At 38.9% G+C, this 16,721-nt stretch carries 12 protein-coding genes; 6 read left to right on the top strand and 6 right to left on the bottom strand.

Features of this window, described 5'->3' with window-relative positions:
• Positions 1-61: 61 nt before the first annotated feature.
• On the bottom strand, positions 62-523 hold the full coding sequence (locus HDE70_RS12265) for a hypothetical protein (RefSeq protein ID WP_183890390.1): 462 nt from the start codon (positions 521-523) through the stop codon (positions 62-64).
• Between the two features lie 223 nt (positions 524-746).
• On the opposite strand from HDE70_RS12265, the gene HDE70_RS12260 reads away from it, so the two are divergent.
• Complete coding sequence (locus HDE70_RS12260) at positions 747-2,003, top strand: condensation domain-containing protein (RefSeq protein ID WP_183890388.1); 1,257 nt, start codon at positions 747-749, stop codon at positions 2,001-2,003.
• Here HDE70_RS12260 and HDE70_RS12255 read toward each other — a convergent pair.
• From HDE70_RS12255 to HDE70_RS12240, 4 genes are all read right to left on the bottom strand, one after another.
• Complete coding sequence (locus HDE70_RS12255) at positions 2,000-3,109, bottom strand: multiheme c-type cytochrome (RefSeq protein ID WP_183890386.1); 1,110 nt, start codon at positions 3,107-3,109, stop codon at positions 2,000-2,002. The two genes, HDE70_RS12260 and HDE70_RS12255, sit on opposite strands and share 4 nt — an antisense overlap.
• Before the next feature lie 78 nt (positions 3,110-3,187).
• Complete coding sequence (locus HDE70_RS12250) at positions 3,188-4,729, bottom strand: RagB/SusD family nutrient uptake outer membrane protein (protein ID WP_183890384.1); 1,542 nt, start codon at positions 4,727-4,729, stop codon at positions 3,188-3,190.
• A 13-nt stretch (positions 4,730-4,742) separates the two neighbouring features.
• The gene (locus tag HDE70_RS12245) at positions 4,743-7,874 is read right to left on the bottom strand and encodes a SusC/RagA family TonB-linked outer membrane protein (protein ID WP_183866704.1); all 3,132 of its coding nucleotides are present in this window, start codon (positions 7,872-7,874) and stop codon (positions 4,743-4,745) included.
• A 459-nt stretch (positions 7,875-8,333) separates the two neighbouring features.
• The gene (locus HDE70_RS12240; protein WP_183866705.1) at positions 8,334-9,353 is read right to left on the bottom strand and encodes a LacI family DNA-binding transcriptional regulator; all 1,020 of its coding nucleotides are present in this window, start codon (positions 9,351-9,353) and stop codon (positions 8,334-8,336) included.
• A gap of 328 nt (positions 9,354-9,681) precedes the next feature.
• On the opposite strand from HDE70_RS12240, the gene uxuA reads away from it, so the two are divergent.
• The 4 genes from uxuA (at position 9,682) to HDE70_RS12220 (ending at position 14,607) form a co-directional block, all read left to right on the top strand.
• A complete protein-coding gene (gene uxuA, locus HDE70_RS12235) occupies positions 9,682-10,884 on the top strand; it encodes a mannonate dehydratase (protein WP_260160388.1) in 1,203 nt (400 codons plus the stop codon).
• Between the two features lie 71 nt (positions 10,885-10,955).
• Positions 10,956-12,371: a glucuronate isomerase gene (gene uxaC / locus HDE70_RS12230; RefSeq protein ID WP_183866706.1), complete on the top strand. Its 1,416-nt coding sequence runs from the start codon at positions 10,956-10,958 to the stop codon at positions 12,369-12,371.
• A gap of 16 nt (positions 12,372-12,387) precedes the next feature.
• Positions 12,388-13,203, top strand: a complete 816-nt coding sequence (locus tag HDE70_RS12225) for an SDR family oxidoreductase (RefSeq protein WP_183890382.1) — start codon at positions 12,388-12,390, stop codon at positions 13,201-13,203.
• Between the two features lie 42 nt (positions 13,204-13,245).
• Entirely contained in the window at positions 13,246-14,607 is a 1,362-nt protein-coding gene (locus tag HDE70_RS12220) for an MFS transporter (protein ID WP_183890380.1), read from the top strand.
• On the opposite strand, the gene HDE70_RS12215 is transcribed toward HDE70_RS12220, so the two are convergent.
• Positions 14,602-15,621, bottom strand: a complete 1,020-nt coding sequence (locus HDE70_RS12215; protein ID WP_183890378.1) for a LacI family DNA-binding transcriptional regulator — start codon at positions 15,619-15,621, stop codon at positions 14,602-14,604. The genes HDE70_RS12220 and HDE70_RS12215 overlap by 6 nt on opposite strands.
• A 172-nt stretch (positions 15,622-15,793) precedes the next feature.
• Here HDE70_RS12215 and HDE70_RS12210 point away from each other — a divergent pair, with 172 nt between their 5' ends.
• Complete coding sequence (locus HDE70_RS12210; RefSeq protein WP_183890376.1) at positions 15,794-16,675, top strand: inositol oxygenase family protein; 882 nt, start codon at positions 15,794-15,796, stop codon at positions 16,673-16,675.
• Positions 16,676-16,721 lie beyond the last annotated feature (46 nt).

The raw sequence follows: 16,721 nt of genomic DNA, 5'->3' as shown, positions 1-16,721 counted from the left end.
CAGCTTTACTGACGAGAAATGTAAAAAGACAGCCTTTTTAAAGAAAAAGACAGATCCTGGCTTACTTTATTTTAGTGTAAATTTCCACGATTTCCTGATTGATATTCAAACTATCAATTTTCTCTACGCCTTTTTGTGTGATCGTATCATTCTTTAAAGTCAGTGTGAATTTAAAATCTCTTTTTTCCCATTCTCGGTAGTTACAATATTCTAAATGTTCCTGGTATTGATCCCCCTTAAGAGAAAAGGTTCCTGCACCAGTATCGTAAACAGGAACAGGTACTGCTCCTTTTGCCAAATCATGTTTGAAAAAAGCAAAATGTGTCCCATTGAATAATTTAATCATTTCCTGTCCTTTTACAGGGTAGGTAACCTCTGTTTTTGCACCTCTGGTAACTTTACTGGAAACCAGTTTCCAGGTGCCTGCAATAGATTGATTTGTTAATTCAGTTGAAGATGGAGCTTTGTCTGTGCAGGCAGCCAGGCACGTAAGTCCGGCAAGAAGTAATAATTGAAATTTCATTTAATTTGGTTAAGGGGTTAATTTAGGTTAAAACGATGTTTTAATTGAAAAGTTAAAACAGAGACAATCTAGTAAATTAATTGTATAACAGGTAATTTAAGTTAAATAAACGGTTATCTATCGTGTTTTTACTTAGTTAGTTAGCCTGATTATTACGTGTTTCTACTCTTGATAATCTGAGTGTATAGCAGGTACTTTTATAACAACCAGGTATAAATAAGTTATGAGAAGAAAGCTAACGCTAGTGGAAGGAACCATGTATGGTGACGGACAAACGGCGGTGAATGCAGTTGTTGCAGCAAAAATTAAGGGTAGTGTTGACATTGAGGATTTACAGCTTGCGCTACTGAAAGTGCAGGCCAGACATCCGCTGCTGAATGTGAATGTCCGGGAGGATGAAACCGGGATCCCTTATTTCATAACAAACGAAAATATAGGACAAATACCTGTCCGTATCTCCAACCGCTATACTGATGAAGATTGGGAAAAGCAAACATCTGTAGAATGTCTGACCCCATTTGATGCGAAAAGCGGTCCGTTAATGCGTGTTGTTTATTTGAAATCTCCCGAAGCTTCAAACTTAATTATGGTTTGCCATCATTGTATATGTGATGGAAGAGCAATCCTGACTCTTCTGGATGAAACGCTGCGTTTACTAGCTGAACCTCAGACCGATATCGGGACTTATCAAGCCTTCAGTTCCTTATGTGATTTTATTCCTGACCGGGCAAGAAAAAGCAGGAAGAATTTATTAATGGTTTTCCTGGTTAAGAAATTGTCCAGGCTGATGTTACTGGCAGTAGCGTCGAAAAAGGAAATTAAAAGGGTAAAACCTTATTTAATACATTGGAGAATAAACGAGCAGGAATCTGCTGCAATATTAAGCAAGTGCAGGAAACAAGGTATTTCTTTACATGCTGTATTAAGTGTTATATTTCTGAAAGCATATGATACTATTGAAACTATCAAACCTTATAAAAAACTCTACTGTGCAGTAGATATGCGGAAATTCGTTCCGGAGATTAAAAACGATATGTTATTTGCTTTTCCTGCAATGATTGAACTGGGGCTTAAAGGTGAGTGTAATATTGGATTCTGGGATCAGGTGCGCCTGTTTAAAGAAGAGCTGGCTTTGAAAATAAGCAAAACTAATGTGAACAGGATTTTCCTGCTTGATGAAGGGCTTTCCGCTTTCCTGCCTAAGCTTGCCAAATATGCTAAAGTAGATGCAGGAGCCCATGACTTTACTTTTTCGAATATGGGTAACTCTGTGATTCAGGAAAACTATGGACTGATTGAAGTTCAGGCTGTGTATTCGCCGGTGACCATATTCCCTTTTGGAAATCCATCTACTTTCTTCGCCTCTTCTTTTAGGGGGCAGCTTGATTTTATGATGACCTCCGATGTACATTTCCTTAAATATGAAGACGCTATATTGATCAGGGAGAAGACCATGGAGTTATTAAAAGAGATGAATTAATGATAAATCCCAATTTTATGTGTCCTTAATTTATAGGCTGAAATATCAGTTTTTCCAGCTTGCTGAAAAGAGATAACACCAGAAACTTGCTCAGGCATGTGACAATCTATACAATTTGTTTTGACTACTGCATTTTTCAAAGTTAACGCACTGTGTTTAATCGTCGCGTGGCAACTGATGCAACGCTGAGTATAGCTTGTCAGATTTCCTTTCAGGTTTTCATGTGTACGATGACAGGAAGAACAATCCATTGTTTTGCTTTGAATAAAACATTTACTTTCTGCCAGCATCCCACTCTGGTTCCCATGTACATCCAGCGCTTTTTTGGCATTATTTCCAGTTGCATTGCTATAATAATCATGCAAATCGTCACCAGGTTTAAAAGCAAATATTGATTTCAGTATTTCCATATCATTTCCTCCATGACAAGTTGCACAGGCATCAGTTTTCTGCTTTCTGGTCAGCGTCTGATAAAGTGTAATATATTTAGCCACTTTTGCCTGCGGATGTTCCAAATGGAATTCTACATGTTTTCCAGCCGGGCCATGACAGCGCTCACAATCAATTCCATAAACCACAGAGCCTTTAACCAACTCTTCTTTTACTTTTAACGGGCCATCCTGAACTATCTTACGGTCTGTAAAAGAGCTGTGGCATTCCATACAGCGGACATCAATTGTCCGGCTAAAATGTGCTGTGTTTTGCGGAAAACCCGGGCTGTTCACCCAGCTTTTTACCTGTTTAAAATAGGAGAGAGGGAGTTGTTTAAGCTGATCTCCTTCCCATGTTCCATAAGTCACCGCTTTTTCTCCCGAACCAAAAGAAATATCAAAACGGCGGGCTATGGTTTCTATACCGTCGTTATAAGCTACCTGATAAATAAAACCGTTCCGCTGTTCCACTTTCACTTTGAAGTGCTCATCAAAAGCATAAACTGATAAATGTGGGAGTGAATTATCCATGAGTTTAGTATCGGTAACTGCATGGGAGGTTTGCTGATGAGGATTTTGAAGATATGCATCCGAAACCTGCTGATGGCACTGTCTGCAAGTAGCAGCACCGGCAATTGTTTTGTCAGTTGCCGGTGCTGCTTTTTTGAAATCCATACATTGAATAAGCAGTGTTATAAGCACAGCCATCAGGCTTAAAATATAAAATAAGCGTCTTTTCAATGGAAATATAGTTTATTTAGTGCCGCCCCATTCTTTACTTTGAACGAGTTTAGTATTTTCCAGTTCTTTCAATGGAATAGGTAAAATTTCATTTTTTCCTGCTACAAAACCTTTTGATGCTAAAACGGTAGCCGCTTTGCCCCATCTGATTAAATCAAACCATCTCTGGCCTTCAAAAGCAAGCTCTGCACGTCTTTCTGTAATGATATTATCCAGTGTAGCATCAACAGCATGATCTTTTCCATCTTTATAAGCACGGTTTCTTACCGCTGCAATTAAAGCTCTTGCCCTGGAAAGATCTCCGCCGCCGCGTACCAACGCTTCGGCTTCCATCAGGTAAGTATCTGCTAATCTGATTTCATACGTATTTTGGGGATAGTTTAATTCTGAAGGTCCTCCTCCGGTAGATTTGTCTGATGCTCTGCCCGCAAATTTCTCTACAAAAAAGCCAGTATTTTCATAACTGTTATCGTATTTAGCAATCCCTGCCTTTTTCAAACTATCCAGGTTGGCAACAGATGCTTTATTACGCGGATCGTAATGTATAAAATCAAAAAAGTTTTTAGTGACAACAAGTGCTCCATATCCGGATACATAATCCGGTGCTCCTGGTAATAAGGTGCTATAGGCTCTTGGCGCAAGCATAATGCTCAATAAATTTCCTTCCGTACATTCAATACAAGACCAGGCCCCATTACCTTTAGAAGTATGGGAAATTTCCAATATCGACTCTGTATTAAATTTATTGGCAGTTTTCCAGAGTGCAGCAAAATCGTCCATCAATTTATAACCATAAACTGAATTCAATTGTCCAGGAACCGCATTAACTAATGCAAATTCTCCGGCAGACTCTGTGAACTTTTTCTCATAAAGATATACTTTGCCTAACAGCGCATGTGCAATACCTTTAGTCATTCTTCCTGCTTCAGTCGCTTTAGGAACAGTATTAGGTAGCTTATCTTCTGCAATAGCTTCTTTCAGATCTTTTTCAATCTGTGCATAAACTTCTTCTGGTGCAACTTGCAATACATTGTACGCCTGGTCTGGTGCAATTGGTGTAAGCATTAATGGAATGTTCTTAAACAAACGTACCAGGTCAAAATAGTAATAGGCTCTTAAGGCTTTAAGTTCAGCTTTATATCTTGCTCTGATGTCATCAGGCATAGTCGCTGCATCTATTTTGGAGAGCAAAATATTTACTCTGTATACACCTAAAAATCCACCTTTCCATAAAGCATCCTGTGGCCCGTTGGCAGGTATTACAGTATAATTAGAGATCGCCTGCAACGGAGTAAAATCGCTTGAACCTCCACCACCAGCAAGATTATCATCCGAGCCTGCATTCATTGCCGTAATTTTACTGACATAATCACCACCCTGAAAACCTAGCGGGTCATAAGCAGCAACCAGGCCATTGAAAACCTCTGCCTGATTTCTGTAATAACCTTCCTGAGTAAATTGCCCCCTCGGGTCAGTTTCTACGAATTTTTTGCAAGAGCTGAATAATGAAAGTACAATTGAAAGCCCTGCTGTATATGTTATATATCTTTTCATTTCTGTTTTTTTATTAAAATCCAATATTTAAACCAAGCATAAATGATCTTGCCTGAGGATAGATACCTCTGTCAATACTTAATACCCCACCACCAATTTCAGGATCATATCCAGTGTAACCAGTGAAGGTGACCAGGTTTTCGCTCATCACATAAACACGGGCTTTTTGTAAACCTAGTTTGCTGATTTTGGCCTTTGGCAGGTTATAACCGATCTGAAGAACTTTTATTCTGAAATAGTCACCCTTTTCCAAATAGAAATCAGAAGGGTTTGTAAAGTTTTTATTAGGATCTCCGTCTACAACTCTTGGATAAGAATTGCTTGTTCCGGGACCAGTCCAGCGATTTAATACGCTTGTTTGATAATTCGCATTGTTGATATCCAGACGACGTAAGCCCTGGAAGATTTTATTACCTGCAACTCCTTGTCCGAATACGCTGATATCAAATCCTTTATAAGCTGCATTTAAGGTAATACCGAATGAATATTTCGGGGTAGGATTACCAATAAACTGGCGGTCATTTTCACCAATCACACCATCTCCATCTGTATCTACCCAGCGGAAATCTCCAGGTTTTGCATTAGGTTGTATCTTTCCTTTTGGACCGATATAGTTATCTACCTCAGCCTGTGTCTGGAAAATACCAGCGGTTTTAAAACCATAGAATGAATTATAAGCTTGTCCTACCGCAGTACGGGTAATAGGGTAGGTGGTCGCTTTGAAACTCTGGCCACCTGACAGAAAATCAATACCATCACCCAGGTTAGTCACTACGTTTTTCAGATAAGAGAAATTACCATTTACACTAAAGTTGACTTCTCCGATTTGTTTACGGTAACCTAACTCAATCTCTATCCCGCTGTTTTTCATATCTGCAATGTTTTCAGCAGGATTATTTGCTGAGCCCAGGTAAGATGGGATACGAGGTTTCTGAAGAATATCTTTGGTTAGTTTATTATACCATTCTACAGTTAAAGTGAAATTTTTGAAGAGCGTTAAGTCCATACCAATATTGGTTGCTCTTGTTTCTTCCCATTTCAAATTAGGGCTCGCATAGGCAGCCTGAGGGCTGTAACCAATATTATAAACCTGATCCGTACCGAAAGTATAATCGCGGCCATCACCGATCAGCTGAACATATTGGAAGTCATCAATGTTGTCATTACCTACCACACCATACCCACCTCTGAATTTTAAACTATTGATCACCTCGTTTTTAGGAAAGAAGTCTTCTTTGGAAACTACCCATCCTGCCGAAACTGATGGGAAAACACCAAACTTGTAATTCGAACCAAAACGTGAAGAACCGTCTCTGCGGACTACACCTTCGATAATATATTTCTCATCGTAATTGTAATTCAAACGTGCAAATACGGAAGCTACTCTATGGATGTTTCCTTCAGAACCTAAAGCTACTTTCTTATCATTCGGAACTTTGAAATTTAAAGATGCTTCTTTAAAAGTAGTTACTGGTATTCCAAAATAGGTGATGTCAGTACCAATGCTGTTATTATCCGAATATAAACCTTGTCCCACTAAAACATTGAAATTATGTTTGTCAAATGCTTTGGTATAAGAAGCTGTATTTTCTAAATTCCAGCTGATCGTGCGGTTTAATTTACGATTAAAAGAGGTTTGAGTCGTAATTGAAGATGAATTCAAATAAGACATTGGCGAGAAGTTCTCGTTGCCATAATAAGCCAGTTTAGTACCTAATGTAGATCTCAGTGTTAAGCCTGCAATCGGTTTCAATTCAGCATAAACGTTTCCGACAATATTGTCAGCCCAGCTATTATTACCCTGTCTTACCTGCATATAAGCAAGTGGATTAGTCATTTCCTGTACTACAGCTTGTGAGATCCCATAAGGACGGCCCAGTGCATCTCTTATAATATCAGGTCTATTATATGGCGATAAAGCTGCTACTGCCGGATCTGTGATTACAGCTTGTGTAATCGGATCCAGATTAATTGCCGAACTTAATGGGCCTCCGAATTCAGAATTGGTATTGCCAAGCCCGAGTGATTTATCATGTGAATAACCCAGGTTTTGTCCCAGAGTCAGCCATTTAGCCAGTTTATGTGTAGAGTTCAAACGAATATTTGTTCTTTTGTACTTAGAAATATCAGTAGCTACAATTCCGTCTTGCTGTAAATAACCTACAGATGAATAGAAGGTAGATACATCATTACCACCGCTTAAACTGAATTCCTGTGATTGTCTTTTTGCACTATTGTTGAAGATAATATCCTGCCAGTCTGTTCCTTTGCCCAAAGATTGCGGATCTGCATAAATAGCAGCTTTACCAGCATTTGTTTTGGTCTCATTCTGAATCATGGCATACTGAGTTGCATCCAGTAGTTTTAATTTTTTGGATGGCCCTGAGAAACCATAATATCCGTTATAATTTACACGGATACCACCTGCTTTACCTTTTTTAGTAGTGACTAAAATTACACCAGCTGCGGCCCTTGCTCCATAAATAGCTTGTGAAGCCGCATCTTTCAACACTTCAATAGATTCAATATCAGACTGGTTGATAAAACCGATTCCGCCATTATCTACTACCACACCGTCGACTACCCATAGCGGTTGATTATTGTCTCCGTTTCCATCTCTGTTAAAAGAGCTGATACCTCTCACACGTACCGTTGCCGCAGAACCTGGCTGACCTGAGCTGCTGGCTATAGTGATTCCTGAAGTTCTTCCTTGTAACGATTGTTCAATACGTGTAACAGGCTGGTTTTCCAGATCTGAAGCTTTTAAGCCAGATATCGCACCGGTTACCACACTTTTTTTCTGCACGCCGTAACCGACCACAACAACTTCTGATAATGCTTTTGTATCTTCTGCTAAGGATATATTCAAAAGTCCATTGTCTACTACTGTAACTGTCTGATCAGACATTCCGACAAGTCTGATTAACAATTTTGCACCTATAGGGGCCGATATCGTGAACTTACCATTGGGATCTGTTGAGGTAGCCCTGGTCGTGCCTGCTATGGTAATTGAAACACCTGGAAGCGGCAATCCGTCTACCTGGTCTGTTACTTTACCTGATACTTTGATATCCTGCGCAAATAATGCTGCGGGGAAAAAGAGTACACAGGTAATCAAGAAAATAAGAGTAAATCTTCCTTTCATACGTTGGGAATTTAAAAAGTAAATATTTGATTAGTTAATAGTTGCACGTCTGGGTAAACCGGGTTGTTTTTATGAGATGGTGATTATCATTATTTGGTTATTTGGTTTCAAAAAATGTTAATCATTTAATTTAATAAATAAGAACAATTCGTTAACGCCGGCGCAATTTAGAAAAGGCAATAAGTAACTCCTTACAGAAATGTGTTATATCAGCTGATTATACGCTTGTTTCTTGATTTCAAACGTTTGAAATAAATCGCGGTTTATGTGCTTCTAAAGGAAGCTTATTGAAGAATTCAGGGTAGTGTAAATTATACGTTTAGCCCGGTGATTTCGGGGTAACACCAAAGGCTGAAATCTGAACTTGAAACCGCCGGATTCCAGGCCATGGTAATTCCTGGTTTATTTTCTTTACAGGAAAATAAACCGGGAATTTTCCGGAAAAAAAATGTTTGAATTTTATTGATGCAGAACCAGTTCACAGTCTACCATAACTTCTTGGTATTCCGGAGCTTCTGTTTTCTGGTCAATTAATTTTAAAAGTAGTTTAATCGCATTTTCTCCCATTGATTCAGGATTTTCTTCGATAGAAGCCAGGGGAGGATTGTCCAGATAGCGGATAAACGGCATATTACCGAAACCAATGAAGTCTGTTTGTTCCATTTTTTCATACCGGTTGGCACGAAGGTATTTCATGGCATCAAATAGGATCTGCTCTTTAAAAGCCACTAATGCAGTAGGTGGGTTCTCACTATTATAAAACAGTTCTTTAATTGCGCTGTTGGTGTTCTCCTTATCAAAATCTGTATAAGCAACCAAACTGGCATCAAAAGGAATGTGGTTATCATTTAAGGCATTGATATAGCCTTTAAATCTATCATGCGTAAAGCTGATCATTTTCGGGCCACCCAGATAGGCGACTCTCTGATGTCCCCGTTTGATCAGGAAATCTGTGGCTTTATAACATCCCTGATAAGTATTACTTAATACTTTATGACAACTTAAATTAAAACTCGGGTTTCTGCCATAATAAATAATTGGCAGGCCAAGATTTTCAAACATATCTAAATGATCAAAGTTCTGTGTGTTTTTAGAAATGGCAATAATTAAACCATCGATACGGCTTTTCAGCAGCATATTGGCCAGATCAACTTCTTTCTTCAAATCATCGTAAGACTGGCCGATAATTACATTATAACCATATTGGCGGGCATGTTGTTCAATCCCGAAAATGCTTCTGGTAAAATAATGGTCCATCAGATCTGGTAAAATGATACCAATGGTATAAGATTTCTGAATCTGTAAATTAAGCGCCGATTTATTGGGCGTGAAATGCAGTTCGGCAGCCATTTGCTTTACCCTTTCTTTGGTATAGGCATTAATGGTTGGATAGTCGTTAAGCGCTTTGGATACTGTAGATATAGATATTTTTAGCTTTTGAGCTAAAAGTTTCAGGGTTACGGGCGTTTTTGTACTCATTAGGTTAGTTAACGATCGCCTAAATATAAAGATAATAAACTATATCAAACGTTTGATATGTATGACCAGCATGTTTATCGCCTGGGTACTAAGAAATAAAATCTGCCTCTTCTATTTTAATTATTAAATAAATCTGATATTGAGTTACCATAGCAATAGCTGTTAACAGGCTGTAAAACCTGATTTATTTCAAACGTTTGAAACGGAGAAACAGCCGTTTGATAGACTATTATAATAGATTATATGAATGATATGCCTTTGGCCTTTTATAAATTGCGTCCACATAATGATGGTTTTTTAGCATAATTTTATTGAAAAGATTTGAATAATGAAGGTAACAGAAAAATCAGTTATTTATAAAATGACCCAGACAATGCGCTGGTTTGGCCCGAATGATCCGGTTATCCTGGCTGATATTTTACAAGCAGGTTGCAGTGGTATTGTCAGTGCTTTACACCATATTCCAAATGGGGTGACCTGGGAGATAGCGGAGATTGAAAAACATAAACAGCTGATCGAAGATGCAGGTTTGAAATGGGATGTTGTGGAGAGCTTACCTGTACATGAAGCGATTAAAACACAAGCTGAAAACTTTGAATACTATATTAATAATTACAAGCAATCCTTAAAAAATCTGGCGGCCTGCGGCATCCGTACGGTTACTTATAACTTTATGCCGGTGCTGGACTGGACACGTACCAATCTGGCTTTTGAATTGCCAAATGGAGCCAGGGCTTTGAAATTTGAAAAAGCCGCAGTTTGTGCATTTGATGTTTTTATTTTAAAAAGGCCCGGCGCTTCAAGTGCTTATACCCAAGAGCAGCTCGTTAAAGGAAAAGCATGGTTTGATCAGGCGGATAAAGAACAGAAGACACTGTTACAACGTAATATCATCGCTGGATTACCAGGAAGTGAAGAAAGCTTTACACTGGAACAATTTCAAGCCGCTTTAGATCAATATCAGGGGATAGATGAACAGAAGTTGAGCGATCATCTTGTATATTTTCTTTCGGAAATTATGCCTGTAGCCGATGAGTTTGGGATTAAAATGGTTGTACATCCTGATGATCCTCCTTATGCAATTTTTGGGTTGCCACGTGTGGTCAGCACTGCACAACATTTGCGCAAAATATTTTCGGCAGTACCATCTTTAAATAATGGTTTATGTTTCTGCACGGGTTCCTTTGGTGTGCGTGAAGATAATGACCTTCCGGAAATGATCAGAGAATTTGCAGCAAGGATCAACTTTATTCATTTGAGAAGTACGAAAAGAAATGAAGAAGGAGATTTCTTTGAAGACAATCATCTGGAAGGTGATGTGGATATGTACAGTGTGGTTAAAGAGATTTTTAAGCAGCAGCAATTGCGGCAAATCAGTATTCCTGTTCGTCCGGATCATGGTCATCAGATGCTGGATGATTTACGCAAGAAAACTAATCCCGGATATTCCGCAATTGGCCGTTTAAAAGGCCTGGCAGAATTAAGAGGGCTTGAATTTGGGATCTTTAACGAATATCTGCATCAATCCTAAGCACCAGTATCTATTAAAACGATAAGCAAGACCAATATTAGAACCAAATATTAAACCGAAAATTAGCTGATATGACGGAAAGTACGATCATCACTGATAACTTTTTATTGAGTAATAAAAAGGCAGTTTTGCTTTATCATGAATATGCAAAACATTTGCCTGTAATTGATTTTCATAATCATTTGTCGCCGCTGCAAATTGCAGAAGATAAGAAATTTGATAACCTGACTGATATCTGGCTAAAAGGTGACCACTATAAATGGAGAGCTATGCGTGCATTGGGTGTAGATGAAGCGCTGATTACCGGGCAGGGTAGTGATGAAGAGAAGTTTAAAGCCTGGGCAAAGGTTGTACCCGCAACTTTAAGAAACCCCTTGTTTCACTGGACACATATGGAACTCAAAAATCCATTCGGGATCAATAGCTATTTAGATGAGAATTCAGCAGACAGGATTTATCAGCAGGCAAATGAACTTTTAGCTCAGGATAAATTCTCGGCCCGTGGTTTATTGAAAAATTTCAAAGTAGAAATGTTAAGCACAACGGATGATCCTTGTGATGATTTAAACCATCATCAGCAATTAATCAAAGAAGGGTACGAGATTAAAGTTAAACCGTCCTTCCGTCCCGATAAAGTTTTTATGATTGGACAGCCGGATACGTTTAAAGCCTATCTTAAATTGTTAGGTCAGAAAGCAGGTATTGAAATTACGGATATAGACTCTCTTTTGGAAGCGTTAAAAAATAGAGTTGACTTCTTTACTTTACAACAATGTTCTATATCAGATCATGGTTTAAGTACTTTGCCGACCCGTTTTACATTAACAACTCAACAGGAACAGGAGTTCAGAACATTCCTTAAATCTGAACAGGCATTATTCTCTGATCCTGATGCTTTTGCCGGTTTTATTTTAACTGAGCTTTGTAAAATGTATCATGAAAAGGGCTGGGTACAACAATTTCATGTTGGTGCGATCCGGAACAATAATAAAGGAATGCTGCATAAGCTTGGCCCGGATACTGGTTTTGATTCTATTGGTGACTATAAACATGCGGAAAATTTAGCCGCCTTTTTAGGTCACCTGACTTTAACGGATCAGCTGGCCCAGACTGTGGTTTACAATCTCAATCCTGCCGATAATGAGGTGATTGCAACCATGCTGGGTAATTTTGCGGATGGCAGGATCAAGGGAAAGATGCAATTTGGATCAGGCTGGTGGTTTCTGGATCAGAAAGATGGGATAGAGAAACAGCTCAACGCTTTATCTAATATGGGCGTGGTCAGTACATTTATTGGAATGCTGACAGATTCCCGCAGTTTTCTGTCTTACTCCCGTCACGAATATTTCAGAAGGATTATGTGTAATCTTTTCGGTTCAGAGATGGAATCAGGCTTGTTGCCTGATGATGAAAAATGGGTAGGGGAGATGATCCAAAATATCTGCTATTATAATGCTAAAAACTATTTCGGGTTAAACAGGGGTTAATCAATTTATAATATTAATGGAAAATCTATTCTTTTTAAAAGGTAAAGTCATTGTCATAACCGGGGGGACCGGAATCTTAGGTGGTGCATTTGTCGATGCAGTAGCAGAAGCAGGTGCTTCGGTGGGTATTTTAGGCAGAAATGCTAAAGTAGCTCAGGAACGTGCTGAAGCGATTAATAATGCGGGGGGAAAGGCTTTGGCCTTGGTTGCCGATGTGATGGATGAAAATCAGTTAATTCAATGCAGAACACAAGTACTGGATCATTATGGCAAAATTGACGGCCTGGTTAACGCAGCAGGCGGAAATCAACCAGAAGGTGTTTTAAAGCCTGAAGAAGATATTTTTAAGATGAACCTGGAAGGGATGAGAAAAGTAATGGATCTGAATTTATGGGGTACAATTATCCCTTCGCAGATATTTGGTAGTGCTATAGCTGAAACAGGTAAAGGCAGCATTGTGAATATTTCGTCCATGAATTCCAAAAGGGCAATTACAAAAGTGCTGGGCTATAATATGGGCAAAGCAGCAGTAGATTATTATAACCAGTGGTTTGCTGTTGAAATGGCCAGCCGGTATGGAGATAAGCTCAGAATGAATGCAATTGCACCAGGATTTTTCCTGACCGAGCAAAATCGTGAATTATTAACCAAACCAGATGGCGGTTACACAGACAGAGGAAGTTTAGTTATTACACAAACTCCATTTAAAAGATTTGGACATCCTGATGAATTGAAGGGTGCTCTTTTATGGTTGCTCAGTGATGCTTCTCAATTTGTTACCGGGGCAATGATCTGTGTAGATGGAGGCTTCTCAGTCTTCGGCGGTGTCTGATAAATAACAAACAACCTAAACCAAAAAAATAAACCAAATATAATGAGCGAACAAAAAGTGGGTAACTACCGCTGGACAATCTGTGCCTTGTTGTTTTTTGCAACAACGGTAAATTACCTGGACAGGCAGGTTTTAAGTCTTTTACACACCAGGCTTGAAGCAGAATTTAACTGGACAAACAGTGATTATGCAAATATTACCTCAGCTTTTCAATTGGTATATGCTATTTCCATGCTCTTTGCAGGCCGGATCGTTGACCGTCTGGGCACAAAATGGGGGTATGCACTTGCCTTGATTATCTGGTGCTTAGGTGCGATTTTGCATGCTAAAGCTATTTTCCTCGGCGAAGGATTATCTTCCCTGTTAGCGATTTTGGGAATTACAGGCATTTCGGTATCTGTACTTGGATTTATTTGTGCAAGAGCAGTACTGGGCTTTGGAGAATCAGGTAATTTTCCTGCTGCGATAAAAGCCACCGCAGAATATTTCCCTAAAAAGGAACGCTCACTGGCTACTGGTATTTTCAATTCCGGTGCAAACGTAGGGGCTATTCTGGCTCCCTTAACTGTGCCCTGGATTGCTGAAAAATGGGGTTGGGAGTCTGCGTTTATGATCATTGGTGCTATTGGTTTCTTATGGCTGTTTTTCTGGTTCATCTTTTATGAAAAACCGGAAAAGCAGAAACGTTTAGCTCAGGCCGAACTGGAATATATTCAGTACGATCCTGATGAACAGATTGTTGTAGCAGATGAAACTGAAAAAGTTTCCTGGTTTAAGTTGTTAGGTTATAAACAAACCTGGGCATTTACCTTTGGTAAGTTTATGACAGACGGGGTATGGTGGTTTTTCCTGTTCTGGTTGCCTTCTTATCTTAAAGTGCAGTATGGAATGGACAATACAGCGATCATGGTCCCATTAGCTGTTTTATATAGCATGACGATGATTGGAAGTATAGGTGGCGGATGGTTCCCTATGTATTTTATGAAAAAAGGATATACACCTTACGATGGAAGGATGAAAGCGATGTTTATTATTGCACTTTTCCCTTTAGTGGTTTTACTGGCACAGCCGCTGGGGCATATTAGCGTCTGGATTCCTGTCATTTTAATTGGTATTGGTGCTTCTGCACATCAGGCCTGGTCTGCTAATATTTTTACGACTGTTTCTGATATGTTCCCCAAAAAATGTATTGGTTCTGTAATCGGTATTGGCAGTATGGCTGGTGGTTTAGGCGGGGTGTTTATGTCAAAATTGGGCGGAGGGCTTTTTGATTATTATAAATCTTTAGGCCATATACAAACAGGCTATACAATCATGTTTACGATTTGTGCTTTAACTTATGTAGTTGCCTGGACAGTGATGAAATTCCTGGTTCCAAAATATAAAGTGATTACTGATTTATAGTTTTTTAACAGCAGTAGAATTTCTAATGATAAGTTCAGAGGGTATGATTGTGATATCCTGCTGAACTTTATTGTTTTTGGGGTCAAGAGAATTCAGGAGCAGGGTTGCCGCAGTTTGTCCAATCAAAAACGCAGGCTGGGAAATAGTAGTTAAAGATGGATTCAAAATTCCGGCTGTTGGATTATTCGAAAAACTAATCACCTTTATGTCTTCGGGGATTTTTAGGTTTAATTGCTCACAGGCCAGGTAAATAGGTAAAGTAAGTTTATCGACAATTGCCAGCAGGGCATCGGGCCTGTTTTTACCCTGTAAGCGCTTATAAAGTTGATCATAACATTGCGCATCATCATCGCAAAACAAGATTTGGCTCTCTTCAATAGATATATTACTGTCTGACATTGCTTTTTGATATCCCAGGATTCTTTGCTTGCTGATCTCCAGATTTGCGGAAATTGTACAGACATTAATCTTTTTACAGCCACAATCCAAAAGATGCTGAGCAGCGAGGTAACAGCTTTCAAAATCATTGGTTACTACCTTTGGCAGCTGCATTTGCTCCATGATCCTGTCAAAAAATATAACAGGTATATTCTCCTGTTCCATAACTGCAATGTGTTCCGTAGCAGTCGTATTTTTGGTTACGGATATCAATAATCCATCTATTCTCCCTTTTTTGATATATTCCAGTATTTCTTTTTCCCGGTTATAATCTTCGTGCGTCAAATAGATAAGTACATGATAACCTTTTTCTCTGGCTACAGCTTCTATCCCATTGATGACCAGCGCAAAAAAGTGATCAGCAATTTCGGGTAAAACAACTGCTATAGTTTCACTTTTCCGGGTTCTTAAGCTTCTGGCATAGGTATTTGGCGTGTAGTTAAGCTCTGCTGCCAATGCTCTTACCCGCTTTTTTGTGGGCTCACTGATTTCATAACTGTCCTGTAGGGCTTTCGAAATAGTAGTAGCGGATAAATTCAGCCTGCTGGCCAGTACTTTGATGGTTATGTTTTCCATAAGGAGATCAGGTTTACCCAAAAAATACAGAAAAATAATCGATTATTTACTTTATCGTTAACGTAAATAATTCACTGGATGTCTGTCTGATTAAGGAAATAAATCATGATATTGATTAAGGTAATTGTTTAATAACCAGATTAATTGATTTCAGAATCTTAAAATTTGTAAAATGAAAGAAGCAACCAGACCAAACCAGGAAAATCCGTTAAATTCACTCGATCAATGGGAAGACGATTTGCTGGAACGTTACCCTGACCCCAAAGCAATTGCTCAGGAAAAGGATACCGCTGCATTCAGAAATTATGAAACACCTGAAAAAGCATCTGTAAAAGAATTTTACCGCTTACAGCACCTCAACCAAACTTATGATTTTGTGCAGCAGAAAAGAGCTGAATATCTGAAGTTTGCTCAAATGGAAATGTCTGTTTGGGAAGCCTTTGATTTTTTAAATCAACTGGTGGATGACTCAGATCCGGACACTGACCTGGATCAGTTGCAACATTTATTACAAACCAGTGAGGCGATACGGGCACAGGGACATCCCGATTGGATGGTATTGACAGGTCTTTTTCATGACATGGGAAAAGTGCTTTGTTTATTCGGAGAACCACAATGGGCGGTAGTAGGGGACAGTTATCCTGTAGGCTGCGCTTATTCTGATAAAATAGTTTTCTCTGAATTCTTTGCAGATAACCCTGATTTTAAAAACCCATTATACAATACTAAATATGGTATTTATGAGCCCGGCTGTGGATTGGATAACGTAACCATGACCTGGGGACATGATGAATATGTTTATCATTTATTAAAAGACTATCTGCCAGAACAAGCTTTGTATATGCTTCGTTATCATTCATTTTATCCTCAGCACCGGGAAAATGCCTACGCGCATCTGATGACCAGTCATGATAAAGAAATGTTTAAATGGGTAGATCTGTTTAATCCTTTTGATCTTTATTCTAAAAGTGCGGTTCCACCAGACTGGAAAGCACTAAAACCTTATTATGAAGATCTGGTTGCTAAATATCTGCCTGCTAAATTAAAGTTTTAAGCAAAGCTATACCTATCATTTCTTTTAGATTCATTACATTTACCTA

The sequence above is a fragment of the Pedobacter cryoconitis genome, from assembly GCF_014200595.1.
GTDB classification, from domain to species: Bacteria; Bacteroidota; Bacteroidia; order Sphingobacteriales; family Sphingobacteriaceae; genus Pedobacter; species Pedobacter cryoconitis_C.
This window is presented reverse-complemented; position numbering and strand designations above follow the sequence as displayed.

Excerpts from the sequence above, each read along its gene's own strand:
- HDE70_RS12265 (WP_183890390.1), bottom strand. The coding sequence starts at position 523 with ATGAAATTTCAATTATTACTTCTTGCCGGACTTACGTGCCTGGCTGCC.
- HDE70_RS12260 (WP_183890388.1), top strand. The coding sequence starts at position 747 with ATGAGAAGAAAGCTAACGCTAGTGGAAGGAACCATGTATGGTGACGGA.
- HDE70_RS12255 (WP_183890386.1), bottom strand. The coding sequence starts at position 3,109 with ATGGATTTCAAAAAAGCAGCACCGGCAACTGACAAAACAATTGCCGGT.
- HDE70_RS12250 (WP_183890384.1), bottom strand. The coding sequence starts at position 4,729 with ATGAAAAGATATATAACATATACAGCAGGGCTTTCAATTGTACTTTCA.
- HDE70_RS12245 (WP_183866704.1), bottom strand. The coding sequence starts at position 7,874 with ATGAAAGGAAGATTTACTCTTATTTTCTTGATTACCTGTGTACTCTTT.
- HDE70_RS12240 (WP_183866705.1), bottom strand. The coding sequence starts at position 9,353 with ATGAGTACAAAAACGCCCGTAACCCTGAAACTTTTAGCTCAAAAGCTA.
- uxuA (WP_260160388.1), top strand. The coding sequence starts at position 9,682 with ATGAAGGTAACAGAAAAATCAGTTATTTATAAAATGACCCAGACAATG.
- uxaC (WP_183866706.1), top strand. The coding sequence starts at position 10,956 with ATGACGGAAAGTACGATCATCACTGATAACTTTTTATTGAGTAATAAA.
- HDE70_RS12225 (WP_183890382.1), top strand. The coding sequence starts at position 12,388 with ATGGAAAATCTATTCTTTTTAAAAGGTAAAGTCATTGTCATAACCGGG.
- HDE70_RS12220 (WP_183890380.1), top strand. The coding sequence starts at position 13,246 with ATGAGCGAACAAAAAGTGGGTAACTACCGCTGGACAATCTGTGCCTTG.
- HDE70_RS12215 (WP_183890378.1), bottom strand. The coding sequence starts at position 15,621 with ATGGAAAACATAACCATCAAAGTACTGGCCAGCAGGCTGAATTTATCC.
- HDE70_RS12210 (WP_183890376.1), top strand. The coding sequence starts at position 15,794 with ATGAAAGAAGCAACCAGACCAAACCAGGAAAATCCGTTAAATTCACTC.